This is a genomic window from Amycolatopsis sp. NPDC004625, from assembly GCF_040609695.1.
Lineage (GTDB): Bacteria > Actinomycetota > Actinomycetes > Mycobacteriales > Pseudonocardiaceae > Amycolatopsis.
This window is the reverse complement of sequence record NZ_JBEXKX010000051.1, coordinates 26,474-47,024: the sequence shown is the minus strand read 5'-3', so window position 1 is coordinate 47,024 and position 20,551 is coordinate 26,474. Positions and strand designations below refer to the sequence as shown.

The following is a 20,551-nucleotide window of genomic DNA, read 5'->3' as shown; positions in this document are numbered from 1 at the left end:
GGTACCCACCGTTGTCATCGGACAAGCGTGACTGGCCGGTAACTTACCTCTGGTCAGAACGCGGAGGCGGAGTTACGCTCAAGGTGTGACTGCCAGTAACACCACCACCAGTGCGGGTGGCCCCGACTACGACGTCGTCGTGGTGGGGTCGGGGTTCGGCGGCAGCGTCGCGGCGCTGCGGCTCACCGAAAAGGGCTACCGGGTAGCCGTCGTCGAGGCCGGGCGGAGGTTCGCCGACGACGAGTTCGCGAAGACGTCGTGGGACCTCAAGCGCTACCTGTGGGCACCGCAGGTCGGCTGCTACGGGATCCAGCGCATCCACATGCTCAACGACGTCATGGTGCTCGCGGGCGCCGGCGTCGGGGGCGGATCGCTGGTCTACGCGAACACGCTGTACCGGCCACTGAAGCCGTTCTACCGCGACCGGCAGTGGGCCCACATCACCGACTGGGAGGCCGAGCTCGCGCCGCACTACGACCAGGCGAGCCGGATGCTGGGTGTCGTCACGAACCCGACCATGACGCCGTCGGACGTCGTGATGCGCGACGTCGCGGAGGACATGGGCGTCGCCGATTCGTTCCACCCGACGCCGGTGGGCGTCTACTTCGGCAAGCCGGGGGAGCGGGCGAAGGACCCGTACTTCGGCGGGGCCGGGCCTGAGCGCGTCGGCTGCACCGAGTGCGGCTCGTGCATGACCGGCTGCCGCGTGGGCGCGAAGAACACGCTGGTCAAGAACTACCTGTACCTCGCGGAGCAGGACGGCGCGAAGGTCATCCCGCTGACGACGGTGACGTCGGTGCGGCCGGTCGACGGTGGTTACGAGGTCAGCCTGAAGAAGACCGGCACGACTTCGAAGCGGTTCCGGACGACGATCACGGCCGGGAGGGTCGTGTTCGCCGCGGGGACCTGGGGCACGCAGAACCTGCTGCACAAGATGAAGGACACCGGCACGCTGCCCGCGCTCTCGCGCCGGCTGGGCGAGCTGACCCGGACGAACTCCGAGGCGATCATCGGCGCGGCCCGGACCGACGTCGACGAGAGCCGGAACTTCAGCCGGGGCGTCGCGATCACGTCGTCGATCCACCCCGACGAGAACACCCACATCGAGCCGGTCCGCTACGGCAAGGGCAGCAACGCGATGAGCCTGCTGCAGACGATCGCGACGGACGGCGCCTCACCGGTGCCGCGGTGGCGGCAGGCCGTCACGTTCATGGCCAAGCACCCGGTGCAGGCGGCGAAGCTGCTCAACGGCTACCGCTGGAGCGAGCGCACGGTGATCCTGCTGGTGATGCAGAGCCTGGACAACTCGATCACGACCTACACCCGCCGCGGCCTGTTCGGCCGGCGCAAGTACACGTCCAAGCAGGGCCACGGCGAGCCCAACCCGAGCTTCATCCCGGCGGGCCACGAGGCGAACGAGCGCACGGCCGACCGCATCGGCGGCATCGCGGGCGGCACCTGGGGCGAGATCTTCGACATCCCGCTGACGGCCCACTTCATCGGCGGCGTCCCGATCGGGTCCACGGCCGACGAGGGCGTGATCGACCCGTACCACCGCGTGTTCGGCTACCCGGGCCTGTCGGTGGTGGACGGCGCGGCGATCACGGCCAACCTGGGCGTGAACCCGTCGCTGACGATCACGGCCCAGGCTGAACGCGCGTTTTCGTTCTGGCCGAACAAGGGCGAAGAGGACCAGCGGCCGGAACAGGACGCGGGGTACGTGCGGTTGGAGCCGATCGCGCCGAAGAACCCGGCCGTCCCGGCGGAAGCTCCCGCCGCGTTGCGCCGATCCTCCTAGACTCGGGGCCGTGACGGCATCCGAGAAGGCACACGCCCTGCTCGACGGGGTCAGGAAACTCGATGACGAATGGGCGCGGGCCATCGGCAGCCTCGGCGAACCCGAGCTGCGCGCCCCCAGCGCCCTGCCCGAGTGGTCGCGGGCGCACGTGCTCGCGCACGTCGCCCGCAACGCCGATGGCCTGCGCAACCTGCTGACCTGGGCGAACACCGGCGTCGAGACGCCGATGTACTCCAGCGCCGAAGCCCGCGAGCGAGACATCGAAACCAGCGCCCAGCACGCCGCTGCCGATCTTCTCGCCGACTTCGTCGCTTCGGCCGGGCGGTTCGAGCAGTACGCCGCCGCGATGCCCGACGACGCCTGGGCCCGGGAAGCGCGCAACCGCCAAGGCCAGCCCGTGACCGGGACCGTCGTCGCGCGGATGCGGCTGTCCGAGCTGACCATCCACCTCGCCGACCTCGACCGCGGCTACGACCTCGACCGCGTGCTCGCGCTGCTCGGGCCGCTCACCGAGGACGTCGTCCAGCACGCCATCACCTCCCGCGGGGCCCACCTGCCGGCTCTCCACCTGGTCGCCGACGGGTTCGAATGGACGATGGGGGCCGCCCCGAAGACGACCGTGCGCGGCACGGCCGGGGCGCTGCTGGCCTGGCTCAGCGGGCGCTCCGACGGCGCCGCCCTCGACGGTGCCGTGCCGCGGATCCCGGCCTGGGCGTGACCGGCCCGCTCCGCCCGGTGAACGCCTGGCGCCCGCTCTACACTGGGCGTTCCCGGCAGCGAGGAGTCCGCTGTGGACAGTGAGCACGACCAGGGACGGCCCGGCCTCCCGCGGCGGGCGTTCCTGCGGATCGCCGGCGTCTCCGCGGCCGGTGCCGTCGTCGCCGCGTGCGGGCCCGACACGCCCTCGGCGCCGGTGGCCTCGACCGCCCCGATCGACACGACGTCCGCGCCGCCCGCCGCCAGCCGGCTGCCCACCGGGCCGCCGAACTGGGACGACCTGCGCAGCCAGCTGACCGGCACCCTGGTGCGTCCGGGCGCCGAGAGGTACGCGACCGTGAAGCGCGGGTTCAACCAGCTCTTCGACGGCAACAACCCGGTCGCCGTCGCGACCGCGTCGACCGTCGAGGACGTCCAAGCCTGCCTGCGGGCCGCCGCCGGGCGCGTGACCATCGCCGCGCGCAGCGGCGGCCACAGCTACGCCGGCTACTCGGTGCCCGAAGGCGGGCTGGTCGTCGACGTGGCCGGTCTCAACAAGATCGACGTCCAGGGCGGCAAGGCCGTGATCGGCGCCGGCGCGAAGCTGGGTGACGTCTACACCGCGCTGGCGAAGGCCGGGCGCGCGCTGCCCGCCGGGTCCTGCCCGACGGTCGGGATCGCCGGGCTCACCCTCGGCGGCGGTATCGGCGTGCTCGCCCGCAAGTACGGCCTGACCTGCGACCACCTGAGCTCCGCGCAGGTCGTCGCGGCCGACGGCCGGGTGCTCACCGCGTCCGCGGACTCCGAACCGGACCTGTTCTGGGCGCTGCGCGGCGGGGGCGGCGGCAACTTCGGCATCGTCACCGAGTTCACCTTCGACACCGATCCAGCGCCGGACCTGACGGTGTTCTCCCTGCGGTTCCCGCCCGGATCCGCCGCCGGCGTGCTCGGCGCGTGGCAGCAGTGGATCGCCGCGATGCCGCCGGAGCTGTGGGCGAACCTGGTGCTCTCGGGCGGTTCGCCGGTCCAGTGCCGGGTCGGCGGCTGCTACGTCGGCGGCGCCGCGGGGCTGAACACGCTGCTGAACAACCTGACCACCAACGCCGGCGCGCGGCCGACGCAGCGGGTCGTGAAGAGCCTGGACTACCTGGGCGCCATGAAGTACTTCGAGGGCAGCTCGAACCGCCAGTCGTTCGTCGCGTCGTCGCGGATCATCACCGCGCCGGTCGACGCCGCGCAGATCGTCGCGGTCGCCGACGGCCGGACGGGCATGGACCTGCTCGTCGACGGCCTCGGCGGCGCGGTCGCCGGCCCGGCCAAGGACGCCACCGCGTTCTGGCACCGCGACGCGCTGGCCAGCGTGCAGGTCTACGCGCCCGCGACGGCGAAGACCCGGACGAAGGTCGCGCAGTCGGTCGGTGAGGTCGTCGCCGGGCTCGCCACGGCCGGCGCGGGCGGCGGGTACGTCAACTACATCGACCCGGCCCTGCCCGACTGGAAGGCCGCCTACTACGGCGACAACGCGAAACGCCTGGTGGACGTCTCGAAGAAGTACGACCCGCAGAACGTCTTCCGGTTCGGGCAGGGCGTCGTCAGCTAGAGGTCGATGCCGGTGAAGACCGTGACGCGCTCTTCGGTCAGGTCGTGCATCGCGGCGAGCACGCCTTCGCGGCCGACGCCGGAGCCCTTGACGCCGCCGTAGGGCATCTGGTCGGCGCGGTAGGACGGGACGTCACCGATGATCACCCCGCCGACCTCCAGCTCGGCCGAGGCGTGGAAGGCCAGCTGGACGTCCGTGGTGAAGACGCCGGCCTGCAGGCCGTACGCGGATTCGTTGACCGCGCGGAAGGCGTCGTCCACACCGTCCACAACGGACACCGCGAGCACCGGCCCGAAGATCTCCTCGTTCCACGCCTTGGTGTCCGGCGGAACGTCGGTGAGCAGCGTCGGGGCGACGGTCGCACCCTCGCGCGTGCCGCCGGTCAGCACCTTCGCGCCCGCGGCGACGGCCTCGTCGACCCACGCCACGATCCGCTCGGCGGCGGCTTCGTCGACCACCGGGCCGACGTCGGTGTTGCGGTCGTACGGGTCGCCGGTCCGCTGCGCCTCGACCGCTTCCACCAGCGCGGGCACGAACTCCTCGGCCACGGCGGCGTCCACGATCACCCGCTGCACCGCGATGCAGGACTGGCCGGCCTGGTAGTTGCCGAAGGTGGCGATGCGGTGCGCGGCGCCCTCGGGGTCGGGCCAGTCGCGCAGGACCACGGCCGCCGCGTTGCCACCGAGTTCGAGCACGACGTGCTTGCGCGGCGCGGCGTCCTTGAGCGCCCAGCCGACCGGGCCGGAGCCGGTGAACGACACGACCGGCAGCCGCGGGTCGGCGACGAGCGCCTGCGTCGGTTCGTTTCCCAGCGGCAGCACGGAAAACGCGCCTTCCGGCAGGTCCGTCTCGGCCAGGATCTCGCCGAGGACCAGCGCCGACAACGGCGTCCGCGGCGCGGGCTTGACGATGATCGGCGCACCGATCGCCAGCGACGGCGCCACCTTGTGCGCCACCAGGTTGAGCGGGAAGTTGAACGGTGCGATGCCGAGCACCGGCCCGCGCGGGACGCGGCGGGTCAGCGCCAGCCGCGCCTCGCCGGCCGGGTCGGTGTCGAGGCGCTGGACGTCGCCGGTGAACCGGCGGGCCTCTTCGGCGGCGATCCGGAACACCGAAACCGCGCGCTTGACCTCGGCCTCGGCCCACTTGAGCGGTTTGCCGTTTTCCGCGGTGATCACTTCGGCGATCTCTTCGGCGCGCGCGGCGAGCACGCGGGAGACGTGGTCGAGCGCGCCCGCCCGCAGGTGCGCGGGGGTGCGCCGGAACTCCTTGGCGACCGCCGCCGCGGCGGCGACCGCGCGTTCGACCTGCTCCGGCCCGGGCACGGCGACCGTGGCGACCTCGCTGCCGTCGTACGGGTGGTGCACGACGAGGGTGGTGGCGCCCGGCTCGGGGCGGCCGGCGATCCAGGCGGGGCGCGGCTCGGGGGTGATCATGTCCATGCGTACCAACGTAATGCGGGTGGGGGCGCGAACGAGTGACCCCCACCCGGACGGGTCACGGCGTGATGAGCACCTTCAGCGCTTCGCGGTCCGCCATCGCGCGGTAGCCGTCCGGCACGCCTTCGACGTCGATCGTGCGGTCGAAGACCTTGCCGGGCTGGTACTTGCCGTCGAGGACGTCCGGCAGCAGCTCGGGGATGTAGTGCCGGGCCGGGGCGACACCGCCGGTGACGGTGACGTTGCGGCGGAACACGCCCACCCCGATCGGCCCGTCTTCGTACTGCGGCAGGCCGACCCGGCTCACCGCGCCGCCCGCGCGGACGGCTCCGATGCCCATCTCGAACGCGCCCTTCGTGCCGACGCACTCGAGAACGGCGTGCGTGCCCCGGCCGCCCGTCAGCTCGCGCACCTTCTCGACGCCTTCCTCGCCGCGCTCGGCGACGACGTCGGTCGCGCCGAACTCGCGGCCGAGGTCGGTCCGCGCCCGGTGCCGTCCCATGAGGATGATCCGGTCGGCGCCCAGGCGTTTCGCGGCGAGCACGGCGCAGAGCCCGACCGCGCCGTCGCCGATGACGGTGACGTTCTGCCCCGCGCGCACCTGCGCCTTGACGGCGGCGTGGTGCCCGGTGGCGAAGACGTCCGACAGCGTCAGCATCGACGCGAGCAGGTCCGCGTCTTCGGTGTGCGGCAGCTTGACCAGCGTGCCGTCGGCCTGCGGCACGCGGACCGCCTCGCCCTGGCCGCCGTCGACCCCCGGCGAGCCCCAGCCGCCGCCGTGCAGGCAGGAGGTCTGGAGCCCTTCCCGGCAGAACTCGCAGGTGTTGTCGGACCAGACGAACGGCGCGACGGCGAGATCGCCCTTCGCGAGGGTGGTGACGTCCGCGCCGGTTTCCTCGACGACGCCGAGGAACTCGTGCCCGATCCGGCGGCCGTGCTCCCTCGGCGCCATGTCGGCGTACGGCCAGAGGTCGCTGCCGCAGATGCAGGACCGCACGACCCGCAGGATCACGTCGGTCGGCTCGGCCAGCTTCGGGTCGGGGACCGTCTCGACCCGCACGTCACCGGCACCGTAGATGACTGTCGCTCGCATACTGGGGCCTTCCCGTGGAGGTTCGCGGCAAACGCCGGGGGTCGCGCGTCTGGATTTTCGTCCACGATCCCCGCCACCGCATCTCGCCCACCCCTCCTCCCGCGGGTCGTGAGTGAGAAACAGCGTTAGAACACTGTTTCTCACTCACGACCTGCTGCGGTAGAGGTCGCGCAGGAGGAGGACCTCGGCGCAGTGGTGGATCATCTCCCGGCTGATGTGCAGCACCAGCGTTGCCATCGACTCCTTCGCGTACGGGCCTTCGGCGGGACCGCACGGCCGCGCGAGTGCCTCGTCGTCGAGGGTCCCGACGCCCGCGATCCACCGGGCGTAGAACTCGTCCAGCTGCTTCAGCGCCTCGGCGGCCGCCCCCGGGTACGGGTACGTGTCGTACGCGGCCGGTGGGCCGCCGAAGTGCGACGCGATCCGCGCGCCCAGCACGCCGACCAGGACGTGGTTGAGCCGCCAGGCGATCGTCGTGACCGGCGGCGGTGTCGGTTCGGGGTAGGCGAAGTCGATCGTGAACGGGCCCGAGCCGGGCTCGTCGTCCGACTTGCGCGGGCGCACGGTCCAGCAGCCCGCAACCGGCTCCCACAGGTACTCGTCGTCGGTGAGCCCTTCGAGCTTCGGGCGCGTGTGCACGTTCCAGTGGAAGTCGAGCTGGTCGGTCAGTTCCTTGGTCCAGTTCACAGCCATACCGGGCACCGTAGGCCCGATCGCGGACAGGGACCGCCCTGAATCCCGGGTGACCGGGCCCACCTGGGACGATGGGGGTCAATCCAACGTCGCCAGGAGGTCGCCAGGTGCCCAGTCCCACCGGTCCGGTTCTCGTCGTGGACTTCGGGGCGCAGTACGCGCAGCTGATCGCCCGGCGCGTCCGCGAGGCACAGATCTACTCGGAGGTCGTCCCGCACAGCGCGTCCACCGAAGAGATCCTCGCGAAGAACCCCGCGGCCATCATCCTTTCCGGTGGTCCTTCGAGCGTGTACGCCGAAGGCGCGCCCGGCATGGACCCGAAGCTCACCGAGGCCGGCGTGCCGATGTTCGGCATCTGCTACGGCCACCAGCTGCTGGCCAGCGCGCTCGGCGGGGTCGTCGAGCCGACCGGCGTCCGCGAGTTCGGCCGCACCGAGGTCCGCGTCACCGGTGACGGCGGCGTCCTGCACGCCGGCCTGCCCGCGCACCAGCCCGCGTGGATGAGCCACAACGACAGCGTCACCAAGGCCCCCGAGGGCTCGGTCGTCACCGCGTCTTCGGACGGCGCCGCGGTCGCGGGCTTCGAGGACGTCGAGCGCCGCTTCGCCGGCGTCCAGTACCACCCGGAGGTCGCGCACTCGCCGCACGGCCAGGAGGTGCTGCGCCGGTTCCTGCACGACATCGCGGGCATCAGGCCGCAGTGGACGACGTCGTCGATCGTCGAAGACCAGGTCAAGCGGATCAGCGACCAGATCGGCGACGGCCGGGCGATCTGCGGCCTGTCCGGCGGCGTCGACTCGGCCGTCGCGGCCGCACTGGTCCAGCGGGCCATCGGGGACCGGCTGACCTGCGTGTTCGTCGACCACGGCCTGCTGCGCGCGGGGGAGCGGACCCAGGTCGAGCGCGACTTCGTCGCCGCCACCGGCGTCAACCTGGTCACCGTCGACGCGCGCGAGCGGTTCCTCGACGCGCTCGCCGGCGTCACCGACCCGGAGCAGAAGCGCAAGATCATCGGCCGCGAGTTCATCCGCGTCTTCGAGCAGGCCGAGCGCGACCTCAAGGCCCAGGGCGACTACAAGTTCCTGGTCCAGGGCACGCTGTACCCGGACGTCGTCGAGTCCGGCGGCGGCGAGGGCACGGCCAACATCAAGAGCCACCACAACGTCGGCGGCCTGCCGGACGACCTGGAGTTCGAGCTGGTCGAGCCGCTGCGGCTGCTGTTCAAGGACGAGGTCCGCCGCGTCGGCCTGGAGCTCGGCCTGCCCGAGACGATCGTGCAGCGCCAGCCGTTCCCCGGCCCCGGCCTGGGCATCCGGATCATCGGCGCGGTCGACCAGGAGCGCCTGGACACCCTGCGCGCGGCGGACCTGATCGCCCGCGAGGAGCTGACGGCCGCCGGGCTGGACCGCAGCATCTGGCAGTGCCCGGTGGTGCTGCTCGCGGACGTCCGCAGCGTCGGCGTCCAGGGCGACGGCCGGACCTACGGGCACCCGGTGGTGCTGCGGCCGGTGTCGTCGGAGGACGCGATGACCGCGGACTGGACGCGCCTGCCCTACGACGTCCTGGAGCGGATCTCCACACGCATCACCAACGAGGTCGCGGAGGTCAACCGGGTGGTGCTGGACGTGACGTCCAAGCCGCCGGGCACCATCGAGTGGGAATAAGTCCACTGTAGACAAGGCTCGAGGCCCCGGCGTGGGATCCGGGGCCTCGAGGGTTTTCGGGGTGGGTCAGCGCCGCCGCTTGCCGAACGACGCGGTGAGCAGCAGCACGCCGACGAACACCGCGCCGCCGGCGATCACCCAGCGGAAGTCGAACGAGGGCAGCCAGCTGGCGCCGTCCGAGAGGACGTACGCCGAGACCAGCAGCGTCGCGACGCCGACGATCAGGGTGAAGGCGTTCACGCCGCCGCGCCGGGCGGGCTGGGTGTCGGCCGGGTTGTCGTAGGCGTAAGGGTTCTGGTCAGTCACGCCGCACCTCCACGTTGCCCACACTGTTCGACACGTGCAGGGTGATCTTCTGGCCGCCGACGCCGTCGGGGCCGTTGTCCGTGCCGCTCAGCGCGGGCTGGCTGATGCCGTCGCTCGAGCGGCCGAAGCAGGACGCCTCGCCTGCCCCGGTGCGGCAGTCGAAGGTGACGTCCGCGTTCGCCGGCACGATCACCGTGGTGTCGCCGGCGCCGTTGGACACGTTCGTCGAGTACGGCGCGCCTGCGGGCAGCTCGGTCAGGTCGAGCCGGATGTCGCCCGCCGCGTGCTGGTAGAGCGGCAGCAGCTCGGCCTGCGACTGCGGGGTCCGCGTGAGGTCGCCGACGCCGCCGCGGACGTCGAAGTTCTTGAACGGCGCGCTGGTGAGGACCATGCCGACGATCGCCAGCGGCACCGCGAGCCCGATCAGGCCGCGCCCGCCCCCGGCGAACGCGCCGGCGACCAGGCCGATCCCGACCACGCCGAGCACCAGCCCGACGATGTGCTGCGCGTCGAACCAGGTGGCGCCGTTGAGCGCGGCGAGCACGCCGGCCCCGGCGGTCACCACGGCGAGAGCGAACGTGGCCGAGCCGACCTTCGACCGCGGGCCGCGCTGCGTCCCGTGGTGGTGCGACGCCCGCGGCGGCGGGGTGGGCGACGGCTCCGGGGCGGGCGGCGCGTCGGGCAGGTCCCAGCCGGCCGGGTCGGCGGCGAGGGGATCCCAGCCCCGGGCCGGCGACGGCGCCTCGGCGGTGTCGGTCATGGTGAAGGCTCCGTTTCCGGTGAAAGCCGGGTAGGACGTCCGCGCGGCAACGGGCGCGGGCCGGTTCAGGTGACCGCGGCTGCGGTGCAGCAGGTAGAGCGCGGCGGCGATGAGCGCGCAGCTGATGAGGCCCCCGCCGTCGAACCACGAGCCGGTGATCGACCCCCCGGTGCTGACGACGGTGAGCACGAGCAGCACGACGGCGAAGGCGGGGGACACCGACGACCGGCCGCGCCCGATGAGGCTCTCGAAGCCGGAGACCTCGTCGCTTTCGCCGGGGAAGAACAGCCACCCCAGCAGGTAGAAGGGCACCCCGAAGCCACCGAAGATCGTCGTGACGACGAGGGCGATCCGCACGACGACGGGATCGACGCCGTACCGGTACCCGATGGCGGCCGCCACCCCGGCGACCTTCCGCCCGGCGTGCGGCCGCCGCGGCCGGCTGGCCCAGAAATCCTTGACGGTCTCCTCGAAGCCGTTCAGGACCCCCGGCTTCTCACTCGCACCACTCATACCGAGAAGCATGCGGTACCGGCGGCGGCGGGACATCCGGGATGGTCCCTGATGTTCCCCTGGGGCTGCGGGTCCTCAGCGGATCAGGGGTTTCCCCGATGGAACCGTCCGCGGGTGCGTGTGACCATGGACGGCGTGCAGGAGTCCCTCGACAAGATCACCGCCGAGCAGGCGATCGCCACCACCGGCCCGGCCACGCCCAAGATGTTCCGGCGCCGGTCCGGGCGGGCCATCGCCGGGGTCGCCGGCGGGCTCGCCGATCACCTCGGGGTGCCGGTCCTCTGGGTGCGGACGGCGTTCGCGTTGCTCGCCGCGCTCAACGGCGCCGGGCTGCTCGCCTACGGCCTCCTCTGGGTGTTCGTCCAGCAGCAGTCCGAGGAAGCCGCGGACGCGCCGAAGCCGAAGGAACGGCAGCAGGCGTTCGGCCTGATCGCCCTCGGCGTCGGGCTCGCCGTCGCCAGCGGGACGCTCACCGGGTTCATCAGCGGCTGGGTCGCCGTGCCGCTGGCCGTCGCCATGATCGGTCTCGCCGTCGTCTGGCGCGAGGCCGACGAGTCGCAGCGCCGCCGCTGGCGGGTCGGGGCGAAGGACGGCTTCGCGGGCGCCTTCCTCGGCGGTGGCGGCTGGTCGGCCGCCATCCGGATCGTCGCCGGCGTCGCCCTGGTGATCACCGGCATCACCGTCGTCGTGCTGCGCAGCGGCACCCTCGACCAGGTCCAGTTCGCGCTGATCGCGGTCCTCGCGACGCTGATCGGCGTCGCCGTGCTGACCGTGCCGTTCTGGCTGCGCCTGGTCCGGGACCTCTCCGACGAGCGCAAGGCCCGCATCCGCACCGACGAACGCGCCGAGATCGCCGCCCACCTGCACGACTCCGTGCTGCAGACGCTCGCGCTGATCCAGAAGCAGAGCGAACAGCCCCGCGAGGTCGCGCGGCTGGCCCGCAGCCAGGAACGCGAGCTGCGCGGCTGGCTCTACGGCCCCAACGGCTACGGCAAGCCCTCGGAGATGACCGAAGAAGCCTCGGGCCAGCTCTCCGAAGCGCTCGCCACCGCGTGCGGCGAGGTCGAGGACACCTTCGCCATTTCGGTCGGGCAGGTCGTCGTCGGTGACGCCGAGCTGGACGAATCGCTGGCCGCGCTCGTCCAGGCCGCCCGCGAGGCCATCGTCAACGCGGCCAAGCACGCCGGGGTCGACGAGGTCAGCGTCTACGCCGAGGTCGAGCCGACGTCGGTCACCGTGTTCGTCCGCGACCGCGGGAAGGGCTTCGACCCCGACCTCGTCCCGGACGACCGCCACGGCCTCGCCGACTCGATCCGCGGCCGGATGACCCGCCACGGCGGCACGTGCAAGGTCCGGACCGCGCCCGGCGAGGGCACCGAGGTGCAGCTCGCCATGCCGGTGAAAGCGGGCAAGGGAGCGGCGTGAGGCGGCTATGCTCGACGACGTGACGGACAGCCAGCGTGAACCGGTCAAGGTGTTCCTCGTCGACGACCACGCGCTGTTCCGCGCCGGGGTCCGCACCGAGCTCGACTCGATCACCGACGAGGTCCGCGTCGTCGGCGAGGCCGGGTCGGTCGCCGAGGCGGTCGCCGGCATCGCCCGGACGAAGCCGCAGGTGGTCCTGCTCGACGTGCACATGCCCGACGGCGGCGGCGCCGAGGTGCTGCGCCGCGTCCGGCCCGAGCTGCCGGACGTCGTGTTCCTGGCGCTGTCGGTGTCCGACGCGGCGGAGGACGTCATCGCGGTCATCCGCGCCGGCGCGCGCGGGTACGTCACGAAGACGATCTCGTCGAAGGAGCTGGTCCGCGCGGTGGTCCGGGTCGCGGACGGCGACGCGGTGTTCTCGCCGCGGCTGGCCGGGTTCGTGCTGGACGCGTTCGCCGACCGCCCCGGTTCGGCCCCGATCAACGACCCGGAGCTGGACCTGCTGACCCCGCGCGAGCGGGACGTCCTGCGGCTGCTCGCGCGCGGGTACGCCTACAAGGAGATCGCGTCCGAGCTGTTCATCTCGGTGAAGACGGTCGAGACGCACGTGTCGAGCGTCCTGCGGAAGACCCAGCTGTCGAACCGCTACGAGCTCTCCCGCTGGGCCTCCGACCGCCGTCTCGTCTAGACCCGTTCGAGCGCCGGCTCCGCCGCCGGCACGCGCTTCGGGATCCGCGTCAGCGCCACGCCGCCGAGCACGACGACCATGCCCGCGATCACCCGCAGGTGCAGCTGCTCGCCCAGGAACACCGCGCCGAGCAGCACGGACACCACCGGCAGCAGGTAGCCGACGACGGACGCCGCGACCGCGCCTTCACTCGCCAGCAGCTGGTAGTTCAGCGCGAACGCGATGCCGGTCGAGCCGATGCCCAGGACCAGGATCGCCAGCAGCGGCCCGGTGGACACGTGGACCGGCGTGAACCCGCCCGCCGGCAGGGCCAGCACCAGCATCCCGCTGGCCAGCAGCATCTGACCGGCCGAAGTCGCGTACGGCGACAGCGAGGCGTCCGACAGGTACTTGCCCTCGTAGACGAACGCGAAGCCGTAGCTGGCCGCCGCCGCGAGGCACGCCAGCGCGCCCCAGCTCAGCAGGCCCGACGCCTGCCAGGGCGCGAAGATCAGCAGGATGCCGCCGAGGCCCACGACGAGCCCGGCGAGCCGCGTCCCGGTCATCCGCGACGACGTCCCCATCATCGGCGCCGCGAGCAGCACCCACAACGGCGTCGTCGAGTTCAGCACGCCGGTGATCCCCGAATCCACCGTCGTCTCGCCGATCGCGAACAGCAGGAACGGCAGCGCGTTGTGGAAGAACGCCGCGACCGCCAGGTGTCCCCACATCCGGCGGTCTCGCGGCAGCCGCGCGCGCTGCAGCCGGCACAGCACCAGCAGCATGGCCGCGCCGAGCACGAGCCGCGCCAGCACCAGCTGGACCGGGGAGAACATCCCCAGCCCCAGCTTGATCCAGAAGAAGCTCGAGCCCCACATCAGCGCCAGCGCACCGATCCTGAGCAGGGTCTTCGTCTCGCCCACCCCAGTCCTCCTTCGACAACCAGGGTCAGCTTCGCCCGGTGGAGACGTAAGGACAAGCGAAAATAACTGCAGGGACACTTAAGCTGAGCTGTAAGATCTTGGCATGCTCGACGTCCGCCGCATGCAGGTTCTCCGCGCCGTGATCACCAGCGGGTCGATCACCGCCGCGGCCCGCAACCTCGGTTACACGCCGTCCGCGATCAGCCAGCAGCTGTCCGCGCTGGAACGCGAGGCCGGCACCGAACTGCTCGAACGCGTCGGCCGCGGCGTCCGGCCGACGGCGGCGGGCGCCCTGCTGTCGGAGCACGCCGAAACGCTCAGCGCCGAGCTCGCCAAGGCCGAGGCGGCGCTGACCGAGCTCAAGGAGGGCCGCACCGGCCGCGTCGCGATCCGCTACTTCGCGACGGCGGGCGCGTCGCTGGTCCCGCCCGCCATCGCCGCGGTCCGGCGCGAGCACCCCGGCGTGCACCTCGACCTCAAGCTGGTCGAACTCGACGACCCGATCCTGGACGTCGAATCGGGCGACGCGGACGTCGCCATCACCGTCTTCCCGCGCAAGACCCCGCCGGCCAAGGGCGTCGAGCTGGTGCACCTGCTCGACGACCCGTACCGGGCGGTGCTGCCGAAGGCCCACCCGCTGGCCCGCAAGCGCGTGCTGGACCTGACGGAGTTCGCCGAGGAGCCGTGGGTCGGCGTCGACGGCCTGCCCGGCGTCTGCCGCGACATCCTGCAGGGCGCCTGCGCCTCCGCCGGGTTCGCCCCGAACATCGTGGTCGAGTCGGAGGACTACCAGACGGCTCAGGGGTTCGTCGCGGCCGGCATCGGCGTCGGCTTGATCCCCGAGCTGGGGCTGGGCGCGCAGCACCCCGGGGTGATCGTCCGCCGGATCCGGAACCCGGAGCCGGTGCGCGCGATCCACGCCGCGGTGGCGTCGCGGGCGTGGGGACACCCGGCGGTCCGCACGCTGCTGGAAGCCATGCGCGCGGCGACCGCCAAGGTCGCCTAGACGAAGAACAGCTCCGAGACCAGGATGCCGACCAGCACGGCCGCGAGGATCGCGGCCACGGTGATCAGCACCTTCTTCGACACCGGCAGGTTCCACGCCTGGCCCTGAGCCTGGGCCTGGGCGCCCGGCGCGAGCGGCGGCGCGTACTGCGTCGGCGGCGGCACCGGCTGCATCCGCTGCGTCTGCTCCGCCGCGGAGAAGTCGGGCGCGGCGACCGGGGGCTGCTGCTGGAACTGCGGTCCCGACGGCGGCATCGGCGGCCCCGCGGGCGCCAGTCCCGGGTTGAAGGGCGGGGGCGGCGGCGGGGGCATCCCGGGCGCGGTCGGCGGGATGAACGCCGTCTCGCGGCCTTCGGTGATCGCCTGCAGGGACCGGACGGTGTCCGCCATCGTCGGCCGGGTCGTCGGGTCCGCGCGCAGCATCTTGCGCAGCGCCTCGGTGAGGACGCCGGAGTTCTGCGGCGGGCGTTCGGACGACTGGCCGTCGTCCCCGAACGGCGGCACACCCTCGACCGACGTGTAGAGCGTCGCGCCGAGGGAGAAGACGTCGGCCGCCGGCGTGGGCGGCAGCCCCCGCGCGACCTCGGGCGCGACGTACGCCGCGTGCGGCCCGCCGCCGCTGATGCCGATGTCGGTGAGCTTCACGCCGCCGTCGTCGGCCAGCAGCACGGTGCCCGGCTCGAGGGTGCGGTGCACGAACCCGGCCGCGTGGATGGCCGCCAGGGCGTTCCCGAGCTGGATGCCGAGCTGCGCGGCCTGGTCGGGCGTGAGCCGGCCGTGCTCGGCGAGGAACGTCGCCATGCTGCGCGACGGGATGTACTCCATCACCAGCCAGACGTCCTGGCCGTCGGGCAGCACGTCGAACACCTTGATCGCGCACGGGTGCTCGATCCGGGCCGCGTCCTTGCCCTCCTGCATGGCGGCGGCGCGCGCCTGCTCGGCGCGGTCGCCCGCGCCGACCGGCAGGTACATCCGCTTCATCGCGACGGTCCGGAACAGCCGCGTGTCGAACGCCAGCCAGACGATGCCGGCGCGGCCGCGGCCGATCGGCTGGTCCAGCCGGAACCGGCCGCCGACGATGGTTCCCTCAGAACTCAAGATTGACCTCGGATGATCAGGTGCCGGTCGCCGGAGTCGACTCCGGCGGGGATGACGTCGGCGTCGTCTTGGGTGTCGACTCGGCTGTCGAAGACTTGGTCGGCGGCGTCGTCTTCGGCGTGGTGGTCTCCTGCGGTTCGGAGCTCCGCGACGTCGTCGCCTTCTTCGACGACGAGGTCTGCTCCGTCGCCGGCGGCGGCACGTCCGCCGTGCTGAACGGTGTGTCCGTCGTGGACGGCACCGAGTCCGACGTCGCGGCGGGCGACGGCTTGGTGCTGGAGATCTGCGTGGCCGGCGCCTCCGGGTTGTTCGGGCTCAGCAGCCACACGACCAGCGCGACCAGGCCCACCACCACGACCCCGCCGATGATCGCCGGGCGCTTCCACGCGCCGGGCTTGCCCTCGTCGTCGTCGACCGGGCTCATCTGCGGGCGCGACCGCGCCGGGGGCGGCGGGGCGGGCTCGTCGTCGTAATCGTCGTAGTCGTCCTCGTACCCGCCCTGCTCGTGCGGCGGCACCGGCACGGCGCGGGTCGCGGCCAAGCCGGGCGGCACGCCCCCGGCCGCGTGGCGGTCGTCCTCGCGGTAGTGGCCGTACCCGTCGTAGTCGTCCTCGGGGTAGCCGGTGGCCTCCGGGTAGTCGTCCTCGTCGTAGAACGGCACGGCCTGGGTCGGCGCCCCGCCGCCGCCGAGCAGCGTGCCCGAGTGGCCCGCGGGGATCTCGTCGAACATCTGCGTCGCGTTCGGGTCGGCGACGGCGGCCGCGCCCAGGACGCCGGCGGACGGCGCCAGCATCGTCTCGTCCGACGGGCCGCCAAGCGGCGTCTCGCCGCGCGCGACGGCCGCGAGCAGCTCCTCGCACTCTTCGGCGGTCGGCCGGTGCTCGACGTCCGGGTGCAGCAGCACGGCCAGCACGCTGGCCAGCGGCCCGGACTGGCGCGGCGGGTTGATCTGCCCGGCCGCGACCGCGTGCAGCAGGCTCAGCGTGTTCTCGGACAGCCCGAACGGCGGCTGGCCCTCGCACGCCGCGTACAGCGTCGATCCGAGGGAGAAGACGTCGGACTCCGGCCCCGGCTCGCCGCCGATGGCGACCTCGGGGGCCAGGTAGGCGGGGGTGCCGGCGATCATCCCGGTCTTGGTGACCGTGACGTCGTCCTTGGCGCGCGAGATGCCGAAGTCGGTGATCTTCACGACGCCGTTGCCGCCGAGCAGGATGTTGCCCGGCTTGATGTCGCGGTGCACGATGCCGACCGCGTGCGCCTCGCGCAGCGCCGCGGCGACCTGGGCGCCGATGCGCGCCACCTCGGTCGGCGGCAGCGTGCGGCGTTCCTGCAGCACGGCGGCCAGGCTGGTGGAGTTGAGGTACTCCATGATCAGGCACGGCTGCCCGTTGTCGTCGGTGACGACGTCGAACACCGAGATCGCGTTCGGGTGGTGCAGGCGGGCCGCGATCCGGCCCTCGCGCATCGTCCGCTGCCGGGCGTCCTCGGCGTCGTGCTGGTCCAGGTGCGGCTGGAGCAGGAGCTGCTTGATGGCCACGGTGCGGCCCAGGACCTCGTCGTGCGCCTGCCAGACGGCCCCCATCGCGCCCGTGCCGATCCGGCCGACGATGCGGTATCGATCGGCGACCAGACGACCCTCGTCGCTCACGCGACCTCCCTTTGGGCTCCGACTTCACCAGGGCGTGAGGATCGGTGCCTGGTGACGCGGCCACCTGTACGCCGCTTCGCTGGAGCGTATGCACATGTCGTGGGCTGCGTGCCGGCTTCACGGAGACCGGCCCGTGACAAGGCTAGGCGCTCACTCTGCGCACACGAATCCGGTACAGGCACTTGAACCACGGGTGAAGGGGTGATCGCCGAGGGCTACATGTACTGGGCCGAGACGAGCTCGGCTTCGGTGATCAGCCCACCGGTGTCAGCGACCCGGAACAGCTGGGTGACCCGCACCAACGCGCCGTCCGGCCGGTGCAGCGTGGCGACCGCGAGGATCGAGCCGTCCGGCTTGATCTGCGTGTCGGCCTCCTGGACGTCGATGGCGTCCATCGCGCTCCAGGTGCGGACGAGCTCGCCCGCCGAGCCGTCGGCCAGTGACGGGCTCAGCAGCGCCAGCGCGCCCGCCGAGTTCCGCGCGATGGCGGCGTAGAAGTCCTTGACCGCCTGGATCTTGCGGCTCGCGCTGCGCGCGTCGGCCGCCTTGTCCGGGACCGACGTGGCTTCGGCGGGTACCGCCTGGGTCCGCGGGGTGCCGTTCGACGGCCGGTCGGCTGCCGGCTGGTCTTCGGCGTGCGTGCCCGGTGACGTCGTCCCGGGTTGCTCCGGCGCGCCGCCGCCGGCCTGGCGCTGCGGCACGGCGAGGCCGCCGAGCTCCGCGGCACCGGTGAACCCGGCGGGCGTGGACTGGCCGCCCGAAGAGACGGCGCGGTGCGAGCTGGTCAGCATCGGTGCGGCGATCACCGCGCCGGCGACGAGGGCGCTGGCGGCGACGAGCCCGGCCAGCTTCGCGCGGCGAGCGAGCCGGCTTTCCGGCTCCCCGTCCTCATCGGCCAGTTCGGGTTCGCGGGCGGGCTCGGTCCGCCGCGGCAGGAACCGCTGCGGGTCGCGGACGACCTGCTCGAGGTGGTCGCGGTCGGCGTCGGCGACGCCGTCCAGGATCTCGGCCGGGATGATGTCCTCGACGCGGACGGCGTGGGGTGACTCCCGCCGTGTGCGCTGCCGATCAAGCACGAAAGTCCTCGCTCTGGGGTTCCGGGGACGGGCATCCGCCGTTCGGCCGGTGCCCGCTGGTCCGGTTGGCCGGTTCGTGGCCGGTTCCGGATCCGCTAGTCGTCAGGTAACCCTGTGCGGACGGCGATCACCAGGTTCTGTCGCCGGAATGCCGTCGCGATACGACGAGCGGCAGCTTATGTCACCCACCCGGACCAGGCATAACCGCTCGGCGCACCGCACGTGCATCGGAACGGGCGAACCGCACGTGCAGGCTCGGCTACTGACCGTCAGCGGTGATCTTGTCGCCGTCCCCGAAGGTCAGTGTGCGCTGCTCGACCGTCTTGGTCCCGTCGGTGTGGGTGACCTCGACGGTGTTGACGGTGACGCCGCGCTGCTGGTCGATGCTGACCTTCTTGACTTCGAAGTACGCGATGCCCGCGTACCGCCGGGCGAGGGCCTGCGGGCCCTGGTCGTGCAGCTCGCCGGTGGTCACCGACGACGCCGCGGTGGGATCGGTGGTGACGGTGTTGAAGAACTTCTCCGAGTTGTCCCCCATGGTCTGGGCGTCCGGCGGGAAGGAGTACCACCACGGCGGCTTGACCGGGGTCTCGCGCTGGGCGGGGGTGACGGGCGGCTTCCGCGGCGTCCCGTCGGCGGTGGCGGGCCCGGTGGTCGCGGTGGACGGCGCCTCGGTGCTGCGGGCGGGCGGCGCGGGCACGCCGTCGACCGGCCCGGCCCCACCGCCCCCGCTGGTCGTCCCGGGGACGCGCGCCGAGGAGGAGGCGGCGGTTTCCGGCCCGGCGGCGGAACCACCCTCGGTGGGCGGCCGGTGCCCGGAGGTGGGATCGGCGACGGTCGGCACGCCCTGGTAGCCGGGCCACGAACCCTGCACGGCCTGGTCCACCGGCGGTTTCCCGACGAGGAAGGACCCGGCGCACAGCAGCCCGACGACGACGGCCCCGGACGCACCGGTGGCGAACCAGGCGGCCTTCCGCCAGGTCTTGGGCGGCGTCACGGAGGCGGGCACGGACCCGATGGTGAAGCCCCCGAGCCCGTCGATGGGGGGAGCGGAGTAGACGCGGGCGTCGTCTTCGTCGACGTCCACGCAGCGCGGAGCGGGGGAGGCCAGCGACACCCGGGTGCGCCGAGCGGCCTGCTCGGCGTGCGACTCGGCGGGCGGCCCTTCGGGGTCGTCGTCCTCGAAGTCTTCAGCGTCGTCGGCGTCGGCATCGGCGAAGGTGTCGAGGGGCAGGCTCCCGTGCACGGCCGGGAAGAGCGGAACGGGCCGCCCGTCCCGCGGCTGCGGCAGCGGAAGGCAGCCGGACATCGCCGGAGCGGGTTCGTCGGTGCGGCGCTGCCAGGGGTGGTTCAACGGAAGCGACCCGGACACCACGGCCGGGTGCGGCGGGAGCCCCCCGGACATCACGGCATCGCCCGCCAGGCCATCGCCGACGTGCGGCAAGGAGTGAAGCGATCCGGCCATCGCCGCATCGGCGGCCACGGGGCCGGCCTGCCGCAGGCGGTACTGCGGCGCGAACGACCCTGCCGGATCAGCCACCGCATCGCCGGCCACTGAGCTGGTCTGCCGCAGGTGGTACTGCGGCGTGAAAACCCCTGCCGGATCAGCCACCGCATCGCCGGCGCACCGCGCGGAATAGTCCCGTGCACCAGCCGCCCCACCGCCGCGGCGCTGGTCGGCCTGCTGCGGAAGCACCCCGCCGACCGGCGGATCGGCCGGCCGGCCCGTCGCGTGGTGGCGCACCGGGCGGTGCTGCGGCAGCGGTGGCGTCCAGCTCTCCGCGCCGCCGCGCCGGTGCCGTCCGGGATGCCCGGGCGCGGCGGCGCGTCCGGGGTACTCCGTGCCTTGGCTCATGTGGGCTCGACCACCCGGCGGAAGACTCCTGACGCCATCCGGCGGCCGGAAGACCCGATCGGAGCACCCTCACGCGCGGAATCCTGTTCGGAATCCTGCGCAAATGCACGCGCACGCAACAGTGGGCGCGCGGGGCCAGTGCCCCCGCGCGTCCTGCGGGCGTTGCCCGACCCAGACGCAAGGGTCCTCACGGCGTCAACCCTAGGAGCATCCGGCGGAGAAAGTCGCCCCCAAACCTGCAAGTTGCAGAGGTTTCACTCGGTCGGGCGCGACCGAACGGGCGATGGTGACG

The 20,551-nt window shown here is 72.7% G+C and carries 17 protein-coding genes; 7 read left to right on the top strand and 10 right to left on the bottom strand.

Going from position 1 to position 20,551, the window contains the following annotated elements; all coding sequences use genetic code 11:
* The first annotated feature begins 85 nt into the window (after window positions 1-85).
* The 3 genes from ABZW17_RS38820 to ABZW17_RS38810 all read left to right on the top strand — a co-directional run bounded on the left by ABZW17_RS38820 (window position 86) and on the right by ABZW17_RS38810 (window position 4,094).
* On the top strand, window positions 86-1,798 hold the full coding sequence (locus ABZW17_RS38820) for a GMC family oxidoreductase (RefSeq protein WP_354825497.1): 1,713 nt from the start codon (window positions 86-88) through the stop codon (window positions 1,796-1,798).
* Window positions 1,799-1,808: 10 nt separating this feature from the next.
* Window positions 1,809-2,516, top strand: coding sequence for a maleylpyruvate isomerase family mycothiol-dependent enzyme (locus ABZW17_RS38815; protein WP_354825495.1), 708 nt, complete (start codon window positions 1,809-1,811; stop codon window positions 2,514-2,516).
* A 72-nt stretch (window positions 2,517-2,588) separates the two neighbouring features.
* Complete coding sequence (locus tag ABZW17_RS38810; RefSeq protein ID WP_354825492.1) at window positions 2,589-4,094, top strand: FAD-binding oxidoreductase; 1,506 nt, start codon at window positions 2,589-2,591, stop codon at window positions 4,092-4,094.
* On the opposite strand, the gene ABZW17_RS38805 is transcribed toward ABZW17_RS38810, so the two are convergent.
* The 3 genes from ABZW17_RS38805 to ABZW17_RS38795 all read right to left on the bottom strand — a co-directional run bounded on the left by ABZW17_RS38805 (window position 4,091) and on the right by ABZW17_RS38795 (window position 7,319).
* The gene (locus ABZW17_RS38805) at window positions 4,091-5,536 is read right to left on the bottom strand and encodes an aldehyde dehydrogenase family protein (RefSeq protein ID WP_354825489.1); all 1,446 of its coding nucleotides are present in this window, start codon (window positions 5,534-5,536) and stop codon (window positions 4,091-4,093) included. The two genes, ABZW17_RS38810 and ABZW17_RS38805, sit on opposite strands and share 4 nt — an antisense overlap.
* 55 nt (window positions 5,537-5,591) lie before the next feature.
* Entirely contained in the window at window positions 5,592-6,626 is a 1,035-nt protein-coding gene (locus ABZW17_RS38800) for a zinc-dependent alcohol dehydrogenase family protein (protein ID WP_354825487.1), read from the bottom strand.
* Window positions 6,627-6,770: 144 nt separating this feature from the next.
* On the bottom strand, window positions 6,771-7,319 hold the full coding sequence (locus tag ABZW17_RS38795; RefSeq protein ID WP_354825484.1) for a DinB family protein: 549 nt from the start codon (window positions 7,317-7,319) through the stop codon (window positions 6,771-6,773).
* A 107-nt stretch (window positions 7,320-7,426) separates the two neighbouring features.
* Between ABZW17_RS38795 and guaA the strand changes: the two genes are divergently transcribed.
* The gene (gene guaA / locus ABZW17_RS38790) at window positions 7,427-8,983 is read left to right on the top strand and encodes a glutamine-hydrolyzing GMP synthase (protein WP_354825481.1); all 1,557 of its coding nucleotides are present in this window, start codon (window positions 7,427-7,429) and stop codon (window positions 8,981-8,983) included.
* Window positions 8,984-9,049: 66 nt separating this feature from the next.
* Here the strand turns inward: guaA and ABZW17_RS38785 are convergent, their stop codons facing one another.
* Window positions 9,050-9,289 (bottom strand): hypothetical protein, encoded by a 240-nt coding sequence (locus ABZW17_RS38785; protein ID WP_354825479.1) that lies wholly within the window; start codon window positions 9,287-9,289, stop codon window positions 9,050-9,052.
* Entirely contained in the window at window positions 9,282-10,562 is a 1,281-nt protein-coding gene (locus tag ABZW17_RS38780) for a PspC domain-containing protein (protein ID WP_354825477.1), read from the bottom strand. The genes ABZW17_RS38785 and ABZW17_RS38780 overlap by 8 nt, the downstream gene beginning before the upstream one ends.
* A 120-nt stretch (window positions 10,563-10,682) precedes the next feature.
* Here ABZW17_RS38780 and ABZW17_RS38775 point away from each other — a divergent pair, with 120 nt between their 5' ends.
* Window positions 10,683-11,987: a PspC domain-containing protein gene (locus ABZW17_RS38775; RefSeq protein ID WP_354825534.1), complete on the top strand. Its 1,305-nt coding sequence runs from the start codon at window positions 10,683-10,685 to the stop codon at window positions 11,985-11,987.
* A gap of 7 nt (window positions 11,988-11,994) precedes the next feature.
* On the top strand, window positions 11,995-12,675 hold the full coding sequence (locus ABZW17_RS38770) for a response regulator transcription factor (RefSeq protein WP_003073499.1): 681 nt from the start codon (window positions 11,995-11,997) through the stop codon (window positions 12,673-12,675).
* On the opposite strand, the gene ABZW17_RS38765 is transcribed toward ABZW17_RS38770, so the two are convergent.
* The gene (locus tag ABZW17_RS38765; RefSeq protein ID WP_354825474.1) at window positions 12,672-13,577 is read right to left on the bottom strand and encodes a DMT family transporter; all 906 of its coding nucleotides are present in this window, start codon (window positions 13,575-13,577) and stop codon (window positions 12,672-12,674) included. The genes ABZW17_RS38770 and ABZW17_RS38765 overlap by 4 nt on opposite strands.
* Window positions 13,578-13,680: 103 nt before the next feature.
* Between ABZW17_RS38765 and ABZW17_RS38760 the strand changes: the two genes are divergently transcribed.
* Complete coding sequence (locus ABZW17_RS38760) at window positions 13,681-14,583, top strand: LysR family transcriptional regulator (protein WP_354825472.1); 903 nt, start codon at window positions 13,681-13,683, stop codon at window positions 14,581-14,583.
* Here the strand turns inward: ABZW17_RS38760 and ABZW17_RS38755 are convergent.
* The 4 genes from ABZW17_RS38755 to ABZW17_RS38740 all read right to left on the bottom strand — a co-directional run bounded on the left by ABZW17_RS38755 (window position 14,580) and on the right by ABZW17_RS38740 (window position 20,259).
* Window positions 14,580-15,680: a serine/threonine-protein kinase gene (locus ABZW17_RS38755; RefSeq protein ID WP_354825469.1), complete on the bottom strand. Its 1,101-nt coding sequence runs from the start codon at window positions 15,678-15,680 to the stop codon at window positions 14,580-14,582. The genes ABZW17_RS38760 and ABZW17_RS38755 overlap by 4 nt on opposite strands.
* Window positions 15,681-15,696: 16 nt before the next feature.
* Window positions 15,697-17,328: a protein kinase gene (locus ABZW17_RS38750; protein WP_354825466.1), complete on the bottom strand. Its 1,632-nt coding sequence runs from the start codon at window positions 17,326-17,328 to the stop codon at window positions 15,697-15,699.
* 215 nt (window positions 17,329-17,543) lie between these two features.
* Entirely contained in the window at window positions 17,544-18,404 is an 861-nt protein-coding gene (locus ABZW17_RS38745) for a hypothetical protein (RefSeq protein WP_354825463.1), read from the bottom strand.
* A gap of 259 nt (window positions 18,405-18,663) precedes the next feature.
* On the bottom strand, window positions 18,664-20,259 hold the full coding sequence (locus tag ABZW17_RS38740; RefSeq protein WP_354825460.1) for a hypothetical protein: 1,596 nt from the start codon (window positions 20,257-20,259) through the stop codon (window positions 18,664-18,666).
* Window positions 20,260-20,551 lie beyond the last annotated feature (292 nt).

Coding starts and splice junctions, on each gene's coding strand:
- ABZW17_RS38740 (WP_354825460.1), bottom strand. CDS start 20,259: ATGAGCCAAGGCACGGAGTACCCCGGACGCGCCGCCGCGCCCGGGCAT.
- ABZW17_RS38760 (WP_354825472.1), top strand. CDS start 13,681: ATGCTCGACGTCCGCCGCATGCAGGTTCTCCGCGCCGTGATCACCAGC.
- ABZW17_RS38770 (WP_003073499.1), top strand. CDS start 11,995: ATGCTCGACGACGTGACGGACAGCCAGCGTGAACCGGTCAAGGTGTTC.
- ABZW17_RS38780 (WP_354825477.1), bottom strand. CDS start 10,562: ATGAGTGGTGCGAGTGAGAAGCCGGGGGTCCTGAACGGCTTCGAGGAG.
- ABZW17_RS38795 (WP_354825484.1), bottom strand. CDS start 7,319: ATGGCTGTGAACTGGACCAAGGAACTGACCGACCAGCTCGACTTCCAC.
- ABZW17_RS38800 (WP_354825487.1), bottom strand. CDS start 6,626: ATGCGAGCGACAGTCATCTACGGTGCCGGTGACGTGCGGGTCGAGACG.
- ABZW17_RS38805 (WP_354825489.1), bottom strand. CDS start 5,536: ATGGACATGATCACCCCCGAGCCGCGCCCCGCCTGGATCGCCGGCCGC.